The organism is Clostridioides sp. LIBA-6822, from assembly GCF_056688955.1.
This window is the reverse complement of sequence record NZ_CP196995.1, coordinates 2,585,693-2,603,692: the sequence shown is the minus strand read 5'-3', so window position 1 is coordinate 2,603,692 and position 18,000 is coordinate 2,585,693. Positions and strand designations below refer to the sequence as shown.

Here is an 18,000-nt window from a genome sequence, read left to right as displayed (position 1 = left end):
GAGGAGTTAGGGTAATGAATGTAGATTTAATATCATTAGGCCTAGAATCTAATGATTATGAAAGTGTTATTAAAGAATTAGGAAATAAAATGCACCAAAAAAAATACGTAAAAAACACATACATAAGTGCTGTATTAGAAAGGGAAAAGACATTACCAACAGGTCTTGATATTGGCGAAATGTGTGTTGCTATTCCACACACAGATTCAAAACATATAAATGAATCCAATGTAGCTGTAGGTATATTGAAAAAACCAGTAAAGTTTAATTCAATGATAGACCCAACAGATAGACTAGATGTAGAACTTGTATTCTTATTAGCAGTAAAGAATCCAGATTCACAAGTAAAACTGTTAAAAGATTTAATGTCAGTTTTTCAAAATATAAAACTATTAAAAAGCATAAAAAATGCATCAACAAAAGAAGAAGTAGCTCAATTATTGGATTTTATAGAATTATAGTGGAAGTCTATTCTAGAAATGAAAATGAAAATTTAAATAATCAAAAGTAAGTATCATTTTTTAAATCAATTTAATCTATATAAAATAGAAACTTAAATTATAAAATTAGGAGGAAATTATTATGAAACAATTCAACGTATTATCAGTTTGTGGTTCAGGAACAGTTACATCATCAATGGTGGCAGGAAAATTAAAAGAAGTATTAGGGAGTAAGGGAATTTCTATTACAACAACAGAAGCTAGACCAACAGAAGCACTAAATTTGGCACAATCAGGAAGATTTGATTTTATAACATTTACCAGCCCACTTCAAACAGGTGATTATGGAATACCAACTATAAATGCATTTGCTTGTTTAACTGGTATAGGTGAAGATGCATTTTTTGAAGAGGTTTTAAGTGTTATTGAAGGAATAAACAAGTAATACTTGGGAGTGAATTATAGTATTTAAATCTATGATTTAGATACTATAATTAGTCTAAAACTTAATTAAATACTTATAAATAAACTGTTTTTTATATATTGTTGTAAATGAAAAACAACAGAAAAAAAGATAGGCATTTAAAAGTTATTTAATGAATCTGATAAGTATTTATAAATAGGAGGATAAAAGATGTTAGAATTTATGAAATCTATAATCGATACATTTGGTTCTGCAATTATAGTTCCAATTATAATATTCATAATAGCAAAGATATTTAAAGTGACTACTAAGAAATCGTTTCTTTCTGCTGTATATGCAGGAGTTGCTTTACAAGGTTTTACACTGATATTAAATTCTTTTACACCAATAATAACACCAGTTATTAATAGAATGGTTGAAGGTTCAGGAGTAAATCTACCAGTTTTCGATGTAGGCTGGCAAGCTACTTCATTGGTTGCATTTTCAACAAGTGCAGGAATGATATATTTAGGGCTTGGAATATTATTACAAACAATTTTATTTTTAATAAAATGGACAGACGTATTTCAGCCCTCAGATTTGTGGAATAATTACTCATATATGGTATGGGGAGCAATGGTTATAGGAGTAACAGGAAATTTTCCTTTGGGTATAGGTTGTATGGTTTTATTAAATTTATATAGTTTATTAATATCAGAATTAGTTGCAAAGAGATGGTCTAGTTACTATAGATATCCTAATTGTACAATAATAGCCATGCATAATGTTGAAGCTTCCGTATTTGCAGTGTTTGCAGACCCTATATACAATAAATTGGGATTAAACAAAATTAAGTTAAATCCTAAAGAATTAGAGAAAAAACTAGGATTTTTGGGTGAACCAATTACTTTAGGCCTTTTTTTAGGTATGTTTATTGGTATATTAGGTAATATGACAAGAATAACTACTATGGAAGCTTGGGGAGAAATAATGAAAGTGGGGATATCTACAAGTGCTGTTATGGCAATTTTCCCTAAAGTAGCAAGTATGTTTGCTCAGGCATTTGCACCTATAACAGAAGCTGCTAGGAAAATTATGCAAAAAGCTGGAAATCGTGAGTGGTATATAGCAGTAAATGATGCTGTTGGATATGGGGAACCAGCAACTCTAATATCAGGTCTTATCTTAATACCAATAATGCTTGTAGTAGCTATGATACTTCCTGGTAATAAGGTATTACCAGTTGTAGATTTATTGGCAATTCCATATATGGTACAAGGTCTAGTTGCTATACATAATGGTAATATCCCAAAAGTGTTAGTTTCAGGTATAATTTGGTTTGGTCTAGGATTATATATTTGCACATCTACAGCACCATTATTTACAGACATGGCTACAGGTATAGGGGTTGCTATACCAGCAGGGGCAATGTTAATAACAAGTTTCAATATATTAGGGAAACCTTTAATGGGATTAGTTTTCTTTGCATTTTTAAGTTCAAACCCAATTTATATAGGTCTTGCAGTTGTAAGTTACTTTATTTTATGGGCATTATTTAGAAAAAATAAAACAAGTATACTTGATTATTTAGAAAAACAAGCACTTAAAAATGTTGCAGAAGATTCTGTAGCAGTTTAAATTTATAAGTAATAAGAGAATAATAACTAAAGGAGTTTATAGCTGATTTTATATAAGTATCAGAGAATATTTGATTAAAAAATAGCTACGCACACTTGTGACTTTAGTCATGAGTTAGTAGCTAAAGTAGTCAGCGTATAGGGAAACTTATATGTAGAGATAGGATATAACCTATCCAATACTACTTGAATTGCTGGAAACCCCTAAAGCTAACCAAACTAAAACATAAGGATGAAATAAACCTAAGCGTGAAAGTTACGAAAGTAGAAAAAATTGGTTAGATGGTATAAGGTTAAACCCTAAGTACTTTAAAATTGGCAATCAGCAGGTAAGCTCCGAATAGGAGAAACTTCAACGACTATTCCTCTTGAGGGAAGTACACTACAAGCTATTGGTAGTGGAAGTGGGTAGACCTTAACGGATAATGCCGAAGGATAAGATATAGTCTGTGCTTACATGAAAGTGTAAGAAGTTCATAAGAGAACTGCATAGGTAGTAGCGAACTTATGTGAACGACAACTTCAAAAATGATAAAAGTTAGGACTTACGGTTCTTAAATATGTTATTTAAAAATAAATATAAAAACCTTTAAAATACTTGTTTAAAAAAATTTACCTTGTTAATATTAGGATGGGTGAGTAAAAATTGAAGTAGCTCAGATATGTATATTTAGTACAATACCATATAGTATGGTGTGTAAAATATAGACATCCAGTATTACATAATCATAAAAAACAAGTAAAGTGAGGTGATAGTAGTGGAAAAAGCATATAAGTTTAGAATGTATCCAAATAAAAAGCAACAAGAGTTAATTAACAAAACTTTTGGATGTTGTAGATTTGTATATAATAAATATCTTGCTAAAAAAGTAGAAGTTTATGAAAATAATAAAGAAACTTTTACTTATAAACAGTGCAGTTCTGATTTGACCAATTTAAAAAGAGAATTAAAGTGGCTTAAAGAACCTGACAAATTTTCACTACAAAATACCTTAAAAGATTTAGAAAACGCATATAAAAAATTCTTTAAAGAAAATGCAGGATTTCCTAAATTTAAATCAAAGAAAACTAACAGATTTTCATATAGAACTAACTTTACCAATGGAAATATTATGTACTTTAGTCAATATATAAAATTACCTAAACTTGGTATGGTTAAAGTAAGGGATAAACAAGTACCTCAAGGGAGAATACTTAATGCTACTGTATCCAAAGAACCAAGTGGTAAATATTATGTATCATTATGTTGTACTGATATAGATATTAAAGCATTTGAAAATACTAATAGTCAGATAGGTTTAGATTTAGGAATTAAAGAATTTTGTATCTCAAGTTGTGGAGAATTTATAGAAAACCCTAAGTATCTTCAAAAGTCATTAAACAAACTTGCAAAATTACAAAGAGAATTATCAAGAAAAACAATTGGTAGTTTAAATAGAAATAAAGCAAGATTAAAAGTTGCAAGACTTCAAGAATATATAGCTAATCAAAGGAAGGATTTTCTACAAAAACTATCTACTAAATTAATACGAGAGAATGATATTATTTGCATAGAAGATTTACAAGTAAAGAATATGACTAAAAATCATAAACTATCTCGCTTAATTTCTGATGTGTCATGGTCAGAATTTGTTCGTCAATTAGAATATAAGGCTAATTGGTATGGTAGACAAATTGTAAAAGTAGATAAATTCTTTGCAAGTTCACAAATATGCAATAAATGTGGGTACAAAAACGAGGAAATGAAGAATTTAAGTATAAGAGAATGGATTTGTCCTTGTTGTAATGTAACTCACGATAGAGATATAAATGCAAGTATAAATATACTAAAAGAAGGATTAAGACTAATAACAGTTTAAAATAAATAACTTATGTAAGAACCGTAGGAACTACGGGGATAGCCTGTGGAGAATTGGTAAGACATATTTTAGTATGCAAAATTCTATGAAGCAGGAACCCTGTGACTTTAGTCATGGGAGGTTCAGAAGTATTTAAATGAAATATAGATTCCTTTTTATTTTGTATATATTTATAATTTACTGTATTCTTATAGTCGACTTTTTAAAATTTGTTTTACTATTTAAAACATACTCTTTTATGTTTATACAATAATGTAATTTGATTTTATAAAATGTAATTCATATTAACAAAACACTTTGTATATAAGGTATTTGCTTGAATAAGCTATTTGTTTTTTGTATGGCATAGATATTGCTATATATAAGTATATAGCATGAAAGGAGATATTTATATGGCAGATAAAATGAGAGCATCAGTATTATACAATGTAGGTGATGTTAGATATGAAATGGTTGATATACCAGAAATAGCAGAGAAAGAAGTACTTGTAAATGTAAAGTATGTTGGAATATGTGGTTCGGATTTACCTAGGTCTATGGTAAGTGGTCTGAGTGGAAATACGGCTTATCCACTAATTTTAGGTCATGAATTTTCTGGAGAAGTTGCTAAAGTTGGACACAGAGTAAAAAATGTTAGGGTAGGAGATAGAGTAACTGTTGCCCCATTAGTACCTTGTAAAAAATGTGATTACTGTAAAAATGGTAATTTTGGTTTGTGTGATGATTACAATATAATTGGTACGAGAGTGAATGGAGCATTGGCAGAGTATGTGAGAGTACCTGAAGAACACATTTTAAAATTACCAGATACACTGGATTATGAAACTGCTGCTGGAATTGAACCAGCAACTATAGCTTATCATGGAATTTCAAAGTCGGATATTAACGTAGGAGATAGTGTAGTTGTGTTAGGATGTGGTCCAATAGGTCAGTTTACTATACAATGGGCAAAGGTCTTTGGTGCATCTAAAATTATAGCTATTGATATTTTTGATGAAAAGTTAGAACTTTCTAAATCTCTAGGGGCAAATTATACATTGAATTCAAAAGAAGTAAATGTAATTAAAGAAATAAAAAAAATAACAAATGAGGGTGCTGATGTTGTTATAGAAACTGCTGGTAGTAGGTTTACACAAGAGCAATCTTTGCTCATAGCAAAAAAAAGAGGGAAAATAGTCTTTGTGGGAATATCACACACAGAACTACCACTTAGTGTAGAAGCTACTGAGTGTATATTACGTGGAGAACTTACTTTGCAAGGTTCTTGGAATTCATATACAAGTCCTTATCCTGGAAGGGCGTGGACAGCAACATTGGATTTTATGGAAAAGGGTGATATTGTTTTTACACCAATGATTTCACACAAAATAGGTCTTAATGAAGTAGGAGACTTTTTAAGCAAAATGAGCAAGAGAGAGATTAATTTCAATAAAATCCTAGTAGAAATATAAACATTAAACAAATATAAAAAATAATTAAACTCTATAATTCGGATATTAGATAAAATAAAAATAATTTTTCTAAACAAACTATAGGAGGAAGAAAAATGTTAGAAAGTTTAAAAGAAGAGGTATTAAAAGCAAATTTAGAATTACCTGCAAAAGGACTAATTACTTATACTTGGGGAAATGTAAGTGGCATAGACAGAGAAAAAGGATTGGTAGTGATAAAACCAAGTGGTGTAGAGTACAGTAGTATGACTGTAGAAGATATGGTAGTTGTTGATTTAGAAGGAAATATAATTGATGGTAAATTAAAACCGTCCTCAGATACTCCTACTCATCTCGTTTTATATAAAGAGTTTGAAGAATTAGGAGGAATAGTACATACACATTCAAGTTGGGCAACGATTTGGGCTCAGATAGGAAAATCTATACCAGCATGTGGTACTACTCATGCAGATTATTTTTATGGAAGTATACCATGTACCAGAAAAATGATTAGAGAAGAAATTTGCAATGATTATGAAAAGGAAACTGGAAATGTAATTGTTGAAGAATTTATAGGTAAAAATCCAATTTATTGTCCAGGAATAATTGTGAATGACCATGGTCCTTTTGCATGGGGTAAAAATGCAAAAGAGGCTGTACATAATGCAGTAGTTTTGGAAGAAGTTGCAAAAATGGCCTATTATACAGAATTAATGAGTCCTGACAATATTATGGATAAAGTGCTTATGAATAAACATTTTTCGAGAAAACATGGAAAAAATGCATACTATGGTCAAAAATGATTATCTGGAGGTAAATTATGCTGGAGTCTTTAAAGGTCAAAATTGTGGAAATAGCAATTAAAGCAGAACATTATGGTTTATGTAAAGAAAAGGCTGGTAATTTTAGTATTAGAGATAGAGAGACTGGATATGTTCTTATAACACCTTCAGGTATAGGGAGAGAAGAATTGAAAATTGAGCATATTTGTGTGTTGGATTTAGATGGTAATGTAATAGAAGTAAAGAAAGGTATTAAACCGAGTAGTGAGGTATTGATGCATATTGAAATATATAAAGTAAGAGACAATGTAAATGCTATATCACATACTCACTCTTTATATGCAACATCATTTTCGGTAGCAAAGAAACCTATTATACCAATTGTATATGAATCTGTTAATTATGGTGGTTATGTGGATATTGCTCCATATGAGAGACCAGGAACTTTGAAACTAGCTAAAAACGTTTCAAAATTATTGCTAGATACAGATGCATGTTTATTAGAAAGACATGGATTAACAACTGTAGGTAATGACTTAGAAGAGGCATTTTTAAAATCAAGATATGTAGAAGAGGTAGCAGAAATATATTATAGGTCTTTAATGTTAAATCAGTTTAAGGAGCCTGAAGTATTAGATATTGATGAATTTAAATCATGGGAATATCCAGAAGAAGTAAAATTTTAATATAGATAATTTACATTAAGAAGATTAATTAAAGTCTAGATATGCTATTTATATGAATTAGTGTTTTTTGTAAATATATTTAGTATACTTTTTAAACAAATATAGAATTCCAAAGTCATATAAATTTGACTTGGAATTCTATATTTTTTATTTATGCATTATTTTTTAACTGGTTTTCTGGCGAATTTATATATTCAAAGTATTTTTTAGTTTCAGACACTATTATCGGAGATAGTGCAAGTAAAGCTATTAGGTTAGGTATTGCCATAAGTCCATTTACAATATCGGCAATTATCCAAACAACTTCTAATTTTAAGAATGCACCTAAAAGTACCATAGCGACAAATACAGTTCTATATCCATTCATACCTTTTACACCAAATAGGAATTCAAAGCATCTTTCTCCATAATAACTCCAACCTAAAATTGTAGTAAATGCAAATAATGTCAAACTAACTGTAAGTAATATTGGTCCAAATGTAGGAATTGCTCCATTAAAAGCTGCTTGTGTCATAACAGCTCCATTAAGGTCAGAACACCATACTCCTGAAATAACAAGAGAGAATCCAGTAAGTGTACAGATTATAATAGTATCTATAAAAGTACCTGTCATAGATATAAGACCTTGTTCTGCTGGCCATTCAGTTTTAGCCGCAGCTGCAGCTATTGGAGCACTACCTAGACCAGATTCGTTTGAAAATACACCACGAGCTATACCATTTCTAATAGCCAGTGAAATAGTTGCTCCTAGGAAACCACCAGTTGCAGCAGTAGTTGTAAAAGCACTTTTAATTATTAACATAAAAGTTTCTGGTATCTTGTTCCAAAAAGATATTAAAATGATTCCACAGATTACAATGTATATAACAGCCATAAAAGGTACTATCTTAGTAGCTACATTAGATATACTTTTAAGACCTCCAAATACGACTAACGCTACAAATACTGCTAATATAACACCTGTGATTCTAGGGTCTACACCAAAGCTGCTATTTATCGCATCTGTTATTGAATTTACTTGGGTAAAAGTACCTATTCCTAAAAGTGCAACCAATATACCACTTATAGCGAAAAATATTGCAAGAGGTCTCCATTTTTCACCCATACCATTTACTATGTAATACATTGGTCCACCAGATACTTGACCATTTTTGTCTTTAGTTCTATATTTTATTGCAAGAACACCTTCTGAATACTTAGTAGCCATTCCAAAGAATGCTGCTATCCACATCCAAAAAAGAGCACCAGGTCCACCAGCTTTAATAGCTGTAGCAACACCAACAATATTACCAGTACCAACTGTAGCAGCTAGTGCAGTACATAAGGCTGCAAAACTTGAAACATCACCACTACCTTTGTTTTCAGCAGAGAAGATTAATTTAAGAGCTCTTGGAAGTTTAGTTATTTGTATAACTCCAAGTTTAACAGTAAGTAATATACCAGTACCAACTAGTAGTACTAGCAAGGGTGGTCCCCAAATAAAAGCATCAACTTTGTTTAAAATATCAATTAGATTCATAAAAACACTCCCTCATTTTTTTGCTTTGTACAATCAATAGAATTTTTAATGAAGTAATTGACAGGAAATAAGTATAATTTATTATAATTTCTAGTGTAATAAAAAAAGCTAAATCTAAAAAAGATTCAGCTCTGGATATACACTAATTAGCAACCAAAATAAAAGTATTAATAATACTGATTTTGGTAGATAATCCCTGTCCTTTTGCCTGAGAGATTGAGCATAAAAGCCTTGCCCCTTCGGCGCCCATAATGGGTCTCTCCAGAGTTCCGTAAATTTTACAGTCCTACTTTTAAAAAGTACCTGAGAGTGTTACTCCTTCGGTGTGCTATATAGCAACTCTTCTATAAAATCTTAACCGGATATTGATTTGTCATAGCTTATTGTATTAATAATATTAATATAAGTTTTTATGTTTTGTCAACTGAAAAATTAAAAAACAGTAAAAAAATATAAAAATGTAAGTCTAATTACGAATTATAAATTTAAAAATATAAGTAATATACGTGAAAATGGATATCGTAATAAGCATACAAATTAGGCATAAAACAAGTTTTAAATAAAAAAATCTTAAATAATTAATTAGATATGATTAAATTATGGTAATATTATAGTTACGATATTAAGAAAGGTTCTATTTATTTAGATTTTAAGTGTAATATGAGATTGAATATAGAGAAAGGAAGTATTTTTAGATGGGAAAAGTATTAGTACTAGCAGAAAAACCTTCTGTTGGAAGAGATATAGCAAAAGTTTTGGGTTCAAAAAATGAAAAAAATGGGTATATAGAGGGTCCAAAGTATGTGGTTACTTGGGCATTAGGCCATTTGGTTACGCTTGCTGACCCTGAAAGTTATGGAGAAAAATATAAATCATGGAGCTTAGAAGACTTGCCAATACTTCCTAAGCATCTAAAGACTGTTGTAATAAAAAAGAGTGGAAAACAGTTTAATACAGTCAAAGCTCAAATGAATAGAAATGATATAGATGAAATAGTTATAGCAACAGATGCAGGTCGTGAGGGAGAGCTTGTAGCAAGATGGATAATAGAAAAATCACAAGTAAAAAAGCCTCTAAAACGTCTTTGGATTTCATCAAGTACAGATAAAGCGATAAAAGAAGGTTTTGCAAAATTAAAAAATGGAAAAGAATATGAAAATCTATATCATTCAGCAATAGCACGAGCAGAAGCTGACTGGATTATTGGAATAAATGCAACTAGAGCTTTGACAACAAAGTATAATGCACAACTTTCTTGTGGAAGAGTTCAGACACCTACTCTTGCTATGTTACTTAAGAGAGAAGAGGAAATAAGAAATTTTAAACCAAAAGAGTATTATGGAATAGAGTTAATTGCTACAAAGGGAAGTTTAGATATAAAGTTTATTTGGAGTGATAAGAATAATAACTCTTCAACATTTAGTAAAGAAAAGATAGAGTCTATATTAAAAAAGGTTAAAAATTTAGATATAAAAATATCTGAAGTAAGCAAATCGTATAAGAAAAAATATTCACCTGCATTATATGATTTAACAGAGTTGCAAAGAGATGCAAATAAAATGTTTGGGTTCTCAGCAAAAGAAACTTTATCTATAATGCAAAAACTATATGAGCATCATAAAGTACTTACTTATCCTAGAACTGATTCTAGATATTTAACATCAGATATTGTTGGAACATTAAAAGACAGGATAAAAGCTGTAAATGTTAGTGATTATTCAAAAATATGTAATAAATTATTAAAAAGCAATATTACAGCTAATAAATCTTTTGTTGATAATTCAAAGGTAACAGACCATCATGCAATAATACCAACAGAGCAGAAGGTATTTATGAGTGATTTTAGTGATAAAGAGCGAAAAATATATAATCTTGTAGTAAAAAGATTTTTAGCAGTATTGTCTCCTCCTTTTGAATATGAACAGACAACCATAAATGCAAATGTAGAAGGAGAAGTATTTAAAGCGAAGGGAAACAAAGTAATCAATTTAGGTTGGAAGGAAAGCTATAAGGATATTGAGGATGAAGATGTGTATGAAAGTATACCAAATGTTTTAGAAAAGGATGTACTTAAAGTTAAGGAACTAAAGATGACTTCAGGTAAAACAAATCCACCTCCATACTTAAATGAGGGGACACTATTAACAGCTATGGAAAAAAATGGGCTTGGCACAGTTGCTACAAGAGCAGATATAATAGAAAAATTATTCAATTCATTTTTAATGGAAAAGAAAAATAAAGATATATATATAACATCAAAAGGTAGACAATTATTAGATTTAGTTCCAGTGGATTTGAAAACACCAGAACTTACAGCTTCATGGGAAAAAAAATTATTGGAGATTTCAAAGGGAAAACTTAATAAAAATACATTTATAAATGACATGAAAGATTATTCAAAAGACATTGTCTTAGAAGTAAAAAATAGTGCTAATAAATTTAAGCATGATAACTTAACTAAAAATAGATGTCCAGAATGTGGTAAATTCATGCTAGAGGTAAATGGTAAGAAAGGTAAAATGTTGATTTGTGAAGATAGAGAATGTAATACTAGAAAAACTATATCACAAGTAACTAATTCAAGATGTCCTAATTGTCATAAAAAATTAGAACTTCGTGGAGAAGGAGAGGGAAGAGTCTTCACTTGTAGTTGTGGATATAGAGAAAAAATGTCATCTTTCAATAAAAGAAAGCAGGAAGAAAAAAAGAAAGCATCAAAAAAAGATGTAAATCAATACTTAAAAAATCAAAACAAAAATCAAGAAACATTTAACAATCCATTTGCAGAAGCACTAGCTAAATTGAAAAATAAATAATTTTTATGTTATTATTATACACAATTAGAACTTTAACTATATATTAGTTATATGTACTGATATAATATAGTGTATAATTTAGGCATGAAAGTAGGGCTGTTGAATGGATTTGAATGATATATTTGAATATTATTGTAAAAAATGTGAGAATACATGGAATAATTCAAGTGTTGAATTATCTGAGAATATAGAAACATATAGTAAAAATTCGCAAAAAAAGAGTGAAAAAGAACTGGATAAATTGATAGATACATTATCACTTCACTTAGAAAAATATCCAAGTGATTTTGTATTGAGAAGAATGTGGGTAAAAAAAGGTGAGGTTTTCTTACAAAAAACCCTAGAAAAAGAAAATATCTTTAAGTTGGAAAAAATGGATATTGAAGATAGAAAAAAATTTTTAGATATAACAAAACAGTTTATTAGAGATGCCAGAGAATTTGATGATGCTTTGCCTGTAGGTGATATTATGCAAGCTATGAGAAATGTATGGATTTCAAATGCATTACAATTATTGTTTGGTAAAGAAGTCTATTATTCTAAAGCCAACTTTGCATATAGCATGTTATATCCATATACAGATAATTATTTAGATGATACAAATATAAATGAAACTGATAAGGTTTTATTTAATAGCGGGTTAAAAAAAAGGCTACTGGGAGAAAAAATTAAAACTAATAATCATCATGAAAGTAAAGTATCTCAAATGATAGACTATATTGAAAGTGTTTATCCTAGAGAAAAATTTAAAAAAGTCTATGAGTCACTATTATTAATATTTAAAAGTCAAGTGAAGAGTTTAAGACAACAAGATATAGAAAGCTATCTGTGTAAAGAAGAATTATTATCCATTTCTATTGAAAAAGGTGGTTCCTCTGTTTTAGTAGATGGATACTTAATAAGCGGACTGATGACAAAGGAAGAAGTAGAGTTTTGCATTGGATATGGTTTTTTATTACAGATATCAGATGATTTACAGGATATAAAAGAAGATTTAAAATACAATCATAAAACTGTTATGACAGAAACAGCAAAAAATGGAACTTTAGATAAAATTGCAAATAAATTAATAAATTTTACTATTGAATTAATAGATAGTTTTAAAATTAATGATAAAAATGAATCTGTAATAAGTATGGTAAAGAACGATTGCTTAATGTTGATTTTATTTTCTGTAGTGTATAATGCTGAATTTTTTTCTAAAGAATATATAAAAGAAATAGAGAAATTTATTCCATATACAATATCTTATTCATTAGATATTAAAGAAAAAATAAAGAAAAAATTTAAAAATGTAGATGTTTTAAATAATGAAAATGAATATAAAGAAATGATTGATATTATCTGTAAAGATTAGAAAAAAGAGGCTGTCTCAAAATAGAGATATAAGCCTCTTTTTCATTGTTGAAATGATGAAAATATATTTAAATAAAAATACAAAAATTAATTTATTTAAATGCAGTAATAATACCATTATCGTGTAGATTTTTTATGATTGTAGCTGCAATAGGAAATCCAAATAATCCAGCTATTCCAAAAAGTTGAGCTCCAACAAACATACACATTAAGGTTATTAAAGGATATAGACCAATTTGGTGTCCTACTACTTTTGGTTCTAGTATTTGTCTAACAACAGTTATAATTATATATAGTATTAGAAGCCCTACTGCTAAGTGGATATTACCATTAATTAATGAAATAATCATCCAAGGTGTCAAAATACTTCCTGTCCCTAAGACTGGTAAAATATCAACAAGTGCTATGATGACAGCTATAGTAAATGAATTTTCAACTCTTAGGATATTAAGTCCAATAAGTAGTTCTATAAATGTCACTGATAGTAGTATTGCGTAGGCTTTTAATAGTTTTAAAAGAGCATTAATGCTACTATTTTTTATATTTATTATCATTAATTGACTCTTTTCTGGAAATTGTTTTAAGATAAAATTTACTATTTTTTGATAGTCAAAAGTAAAGAAAAAAGAAGCAATTAAAGTAATAATAAGTTTTAGCATAAATGCAGGTGTTTTGCTTGCAATACTTGCGATGGCATTAAGTGCATTTGTTGAAACAGAGGCTACTAAAGACATCATTGATTGGCTTATATTATCCCAACCAAGTATCAATGCTAGGTTAACATTCGGTGTACTAGCATCTATTTTAGAAAATAAAGTATTTAGTGTTGGCTGTATATTTGATTTATATATTTCAGGAAGCCTAAAAAATATATCACTTACACTTGTAAATATTTTTGCACCAAAACTAACTAATAAAAATATGCATAATCCATAAAAAGCTAAAAGTACTACTACAGAAATAAATGTACGATTTAGGTTTGTACTATCTCTAATAAGTCTTATAATAGGTCTTAAGATGGATGCAATTATAAAACTAATTACAAAAGGCATCAACAATGGTAATAAGAATTTTAACGCAATATATACAATACTTGCGATTAAGACAACATATGTAAATTTAATTATAAAATTCTTTTGCTTTTGAATGTCCATAATATAAAACCTCCAATGTATTTGATATTATTTTAAATATGGTCTTTTTTACATAAAATATACTACTGTATATTGATTATAAACTATAAAGCTTCTGCAAAGTAAATAAATTATGTAAAATTTAGGTTAATTTTGTATAAAGATATACTTTTATATTTTACAATTGCTAACCAAATACTAAAAAATATTTTAAATAAACAATATGAAATTGTGATAAAATTAATTTATAAATATTAAACAGAAGGACAATAGATAGTTTTTAAGAGGTGGTAAGATGAAAAACTTTAGAGATTTAGGTGGTAATAAAACAGAAGATGGTAGGATTGTAAAGTATGGTTTATTTTATAGGTCTGCAAAACTATCAAATCTAAGTAAGAACGATATAAAGATTTTAAAAGAATTAAATATTAAATATATATTTGATTATAGAAGTGATGAAGAAGCTCGTAAACATCCATCAACAATAATATCAAATATAAAAAATATAAGAATTCCAGCTATGAGAGAGCTAGAAGAATCGGGAGGGAGTTTTGGCTCTATTGAAGATATGATTGATGGATTGTTTGAAAAAGATGGTGCGTTTAATATGTTAAATAATAGTTACTATAATTTACCTGTAAATAATCCATCCTATAAAAAATTAGTAGAACTCATAAAGGACTATTCTAATTTACCAATATTAAATCATTGTACAGCAGGCAAAGATAGAACTGGGGTAGGTAGTGCTATAATTCTTATGATTTTAGGTGTATCAAGAGAGAATATAATGAAAGATTATCTAAAAAGTAATGAATTTGCAGATAAAGAAATAGAACGATTTATAGAATATAAGCCTAAATTTAAAGGAATTCCAAAAGAAAAATTAAATTATATATTTGGTGTAAATGAAGAATATATGAAAACTGCTTTTAGAAGAATTGATGAAGAATACAGTAGTGTGGAAAAATATTTATATGGAGAATTTAATTTAGATAAAGAAGAAATAAAAAAATTAAGAAATCAATATCTAGAGTAAAAGGTGATTTTATGAGTTTAAATATAACAGCAAGACAGATAAGTATAATAAAAATCCTGTTAAATTCTAAAGATACAATTAGTGGACTTGCCTTAAGTCAAGAAATAGGATGCTCTTCAAAAACTATACAAAATGAAATAAAGGATATTAATAAACAGCTTAAAAATGGTAAAATTCTATCAATACGAGGTGTTGGTTATAAACTAGAGGGAAGTTTTGATGAAGTAAATTTAAATAGTAATCTGTATGATGATGTAGATAGGGTAGAATATATAATCCGAAAAATATTAACCTTGAGTAGTGAAGAAAAAAATACTATAAGGCTTGAAGATTTAGCAGATTCTATGTATGTAAGCGTTTCAACAGTAAAAAATGATTTAAAAGAAGTAAAAAGAATATTGGAAAAATATTCAATTTCAATTAAATCCAAGCATAAGCAAGGTATCTGTATTTCTGAAAGTGAAGACAGGATATTAAATTGTATAATTGATTTGAGTAACAAGAGAGACAATCAGTTGACTCTAAATGATTTTTTAAATAATGATATAAAAGAAAAAAGATTAATAATAAAAAAAATGTTACTAGATATATTAAATGAAAATGGGTTGGTATTAACCGATGTAGAATTTAAAAATGTGTTGAATAACATACTGGTTATGTTAAGTAGACATAAATGTGACGAAAAAGAGTTTATAGAGAGTTTTGTAGAAAATTATAGCAATAAAAGAAGTTCAATTCTAGAAAATGAACAAAACAAAGAAATTATAATAAACTCAATAAAAACCTTTTGTAAAAATTTAAAATTGGCTACATCAATAGATATAAGTCGTGATGAGATATTTGAGGAATTTTTATATAAGCATATTAGTAGTCTGTGTAAAAAAATAAAGCTAGGTATAAATCAATCACCTATAATAGCTCAAGATATCAAAATAAAATATCCATTTGCTTTTGAACTAGCTAATATAGCTAAAAAAACAATAGAAAAAGATTTAAATATAGAAATCAATGAGGATGAGGTTGCAAACATAGCTCTACATATAGGAGGAGCTGTTGAAAGGGCATCTTATAACAATAAAGATAAGGTTTTCAAGACGATAATAGTTTGTACCTCAGGGATAGGTACATCAATGTTAATAAAGGCTAAATTGGAAAATATATTCAAAGAAAAACTGGAAATATTAAAGGTCATTCCTTCATACTTAGTTGAATATATAAAAGTTATAGATGTTGATTTTGTAATATCTACTGTTCCTGTTGAAATAGGAGATATACCAGTAATAAATATATCTCCAATTTTAAGTGAAAAAGAAATTAAATTAATTGAAAAATATATAGAAACAGGAAATATATATTTAGATTTAGATATAAAAAATTTGCTTGACAATGAGTTGTTTTTTACTAATTTAGATTTTAAAAGTAAAGAAGAAGTTATAGATTTTATGGCGAGTAAACTTGTACAAAAAGGTTATATAGATGATGATATGAAAAATTCTTACTTTGAAAGAGAAAAAATAGCTACAACTGAAATAGGAAATATGGTAACCATACCACATGGAGCGATTGGAAAAGTTTTTGAAAACAAGATAGCAATTGGTATATTAAAGACTCCTATTGCTTGGGAAATATCGGATGTTCGTTTAATAATAATGTTAGCACTCGATAAGGACAAAATATTAGATTATGAAGTTATATTTTCAAATATATATAAAAGAGTAGATTCTATAGCAAAAGTTATAAGTATATGTGAAAATAGTAATTTTGAAAAGTTTGTAAACCTATTTAAGTAGAGATATATAATATAGCATTGCATATACACCTATAAGTTTGGATAATATAAAACTAAATAAAATAAAAACGATAAATTTCTCTTTTAATTAAGAGAAATTTTTTGACTTTCAGAGATATTAATATGAAGTTAAGATATAAATATAAAGTAAATAAATAAAAAAGAGGTGGCAAGATGATTTATACAGTGACATTAAATCCATCAATAGATTATATAGTTAAACTAGATAAATTAAATACAGGGAGTACAAATCGTGTAAATGAAGAATACGTTTATCCAGGAGGAAAGGGTATAAATGTATCTCGTATACTTAAAGAGCTTGGGAATGATAATACATCGTTAGGTTTTATAAGTGGTTTTACTGGAGAATATATAATAAAAACATTAGAAGAAAAAAATTTAAAGACAGATTTTATAAGGTTAAAAAATGGTTTTACAAGGATAAATGTAAAAATAAAAGAATCAGAGGAAACTGAGATTAATGGGCAAGGACCAAATATAGATGACGAATATATTGACTTGTTGTATAAAAAACTCGATAAATTAAATCAAAATGATATTTTAATATTGGCAGGGAGTATTCCATCCACTTTAGATGAAAAACTATATGAAAATATAATGTCTAGATTAGAAGGAAAAAATATAAAAGTTGTAGTAGATGCAACTAAAAAGCTCCTTCTTAATGTTTTAAAATATAATCCTTTTCTAATTAAGCCTAATAGTGATGAATTAGAAGATTTATTTGATGTTAAATTAAACTCAAATGAAGACATAGTAAAATATGCTAGAAAGTTAAAGAAAATGGGTGCCATAAATGTTTTAGTATCAATGGGTAAAGATGGGGCATTGTTGGTTACAGAAGAAGATGAGGTACTTATAAGTAATGTACCTAAAGGAAAAGTTAAAAATTCTGTAGGAGCAGGTGATTCAATGGTGGCAGGATTTATATCTGGATATTTAAATACAGGCAAATATGATTATGCTCTTAAATTGGGAGCTGCTTCAGGTAGTGCAACTGCTTTTTCGTATGACTTAGCTAAAAGAGAATACATTGATGAATTGGTAAATGAAATATCTGTAAATAGATTTTAAAATATTTTAAAATATATAGAAA

14 protein-coding genes, 1 pseudogene and 1 riboswitch are annotated in these 18,000 nt (G+C 28.2%); of the genes and pseudogenes, 13 read left to right on the top strand and 2 right to left on the bottom strand.

Annotated elements, in window-relative coordinates; genetic code table 11:
* Positions 1–14 precede the first annotated feature (14 nt).
* The 8 genes and pseudogenes from ACTG48_RS12400 (at position 15) to ACTG48_RS12365 (ending at position 7,237) form a co-directional block, all read left to right on the top strand.
* Positions 15–461: a PTS sugar transporter subunit IIA gene (locus ACTG48_RS12400; protein WP_479916986.1), complete on the top strand. Its 447-nt coding sequence runs from the start codon at positions 15–17 to the stop codon at positions 459–461.
* Positions 462–582: 121 nt separating this feature from the next.
* Entirely contained in the window at positions 583–885 is a 303-nt protein-coding gene (locus tag ACTG48_RS12395) for a PTS sugar transporter subunit IIB (RefSeq protein WP_021385097.1), read from the top strand.
* Positions 886–1,074: 189 nt separating this feature from the next.
* Positions 1,075–2,481, top strand: coding sequence for a PTS galactitol transporter subunit IIC (locus ACTG48_RS12390; RefSeq protein ID WP_479916985.1), 1,407 nt, complete (start codon positions 1,075–1,077; stop codon positions 2,479–2,481).
* Positions 2,482–3,141: 660 nt separating this feature from the next.
* Positions 3,142–3,207 (top strand): annotated as a pseudogene (locus ACTG48_RS12385) (transposase); the annotation flags it as partial.
* Positions 3,208–3,229: 22 nt separating this feature from the next.
* Positions 3,230–4,339, top strand: coding sequence for an IS200/IS605 family element RNA-guided endonuclease TnpB (tnpB, locus tag ACTG48_RS12380; RefSeq protein WP_479916984.1), 1,110 nt, complete (start codon positions 3,230–3,232; stop codon positions 4,337–4,339).
* A 392-nt stretch (positions 4,340–4,731) separates the two neighbouring features.
* Positions 4,732–5,790: a galactitol-1-phosphate 5-dehydrogenase gene (locus ACTG48_RS12375; RefSeq protein WP_021385239.1), complete on the top strand. Its 1,059-nt coding sequence runs from the start codon at positions 4,732–4,734 to the stop codon at positions 5,788–5,790.
* Between the two features lie 95 nt (positions 5,791–5,885).
* The gene (gene araD / locus ACTG48_RS12370) at positions 5,886–6,572 is read left to right on the top strand and encodes an L-ribulose-5-phosphate 4-epimerase (RefSeq protein WP_479916983.1); all 687 of its coding nucleotides are present in this window, start codon (positions 5,886–5,888) and stop codon (positions 6,570–6,572) included.
* A gap of 17 nt (positions 6,573–6,589) precedes the next feature.
* On the top strand, positions 6,590–7,237 hold the full coding sequence (locus ACTG48_RS12365; RefSeq protein ID WP_479916982.1) for a class II aldolase/adducin family protein: 648 nt from the start codon (positions 6,590–6,592) through the stop codon (positions 7,235–7,237).
* A 151-nt stretch (positions 7,238–7,388) separates the two neighbouring features.
* Here the strand turns inward: ACTG48_RS12365 and ACTG48_RS12360 are convergent, their stop codons facing one another.
* Entirely contained in the window at positions 7,389–8,756 is a 1,368-nt protein-coding gene (locus ACTG48_RS12360; RefSeq protein ID WP_021385186.1) for an alanine/glycine:cation symporter family protein, read from the bottom strand.
* A gap of 186 nt (positions 8,757–8,942) precedes the next feature.
* Positions 8,943–9,031: riboswitch (glycine riboswitch) on the bottom strand.
* A gap of 420 nt (positions 9,032–9,451) precedes the next feature.
* Between ACTG48_RS12360 and ACTG48_RS12355 the strand changes: the two genes are divergently transcribed.
* The gene (locus tag ACTG48_RS12355) at positions 9,452–11,572 is read left to right on the top strand and encodes a DNA topoisomerase III (RefSeq protein WP_479916981.1); all 2,121 of its coding nucleotides are present in this window, start codon (positions 9,452–9,454) and stop codon (positions 11,570–11,572) included.
* A 103-nt stretch (positions 11,573–11,675) separates the two neighbouring features.
* On the top strand, positions 11,676–12,929 hold the full coding sequence (locus tag ACTG48_RS12350; RefSeq protein ID WP_479916980.1) for a flagellar protein FliS: 1,254 nt from the start codon (positions 11,676–11,678) through the stop codon (positions 12,927–12,929).
* Between the two features lie 91 nt (positions 12,930–13,020).
* Here the strand turns inward: ACTG48_RS12350 and ytvI are convergent, their stop codons facing one another.
* Positions 13,021–14,082 (bottom strand): sporulation integral membrane protein YtvI, encoded by a 1,062-nt coding sequence (gene ytvI / locus ACTG48_RS12345; protein WP_479916979.1) that lies wholly within the window; start codon positions 14,080–14,082, stop codon positions 13,021–13,023.
* 274 nt (positions 14,083–14,356) lie between these two features.
* On the opposite strand from ytvI, the gene ACTG48_RS12340 reads away from it, so the two are divergent.
* The 3 genes from ACTG48_RS12340 to pfkB all read left to right on the top strand — a co-directional run bounded on the left by ACTG48_RS12340 (position 14,357) and on the right by pfkB (position 17,978).
* The gene (locus ACTG48_RS12340) at positions 14,357–15,097 is read left to right on the top strand and encodes a tyrosine-protein phosphatase (protein ID WP_021385117.1); all 741 of its coding nucleotides are present in this window, start codon (positions 14,357–14,359) and stop codon (positions 15,095–15,097) included.
* Positions 15,098–15,108: 11 nt separating this feature from the next.
* Positions 15,109–16,887 carry a BglG family transcription antiterminator gene (locus tag ACTG48_RS12335; protein ID WP_479916978.1) on the top strand — a complete coding sequence of 593 codons (1,779 nt, stop codon included), beginning with the start codon at positions 15,109–15,111 and terminating at the stop codon, positions 16,885–16,887.
* Positions 16,888–17,060: 173 nt separating this feature from the next.
* The gene (pfkB, locus tag ACTG48_RS12330; protein WP_479916977.1) at positions 17,061–17,978 is read left to right on the top strand and encodes a 1-phosphofructokinase; all 918 of its coding nucleotides are present in this window, start codon (positions 17,061–17,063) and stop codon (positions 17,976–17,978) included.
* The last annotated feature ends 22 nt before the right edge of the window (positions 17,979–18,000 follow it).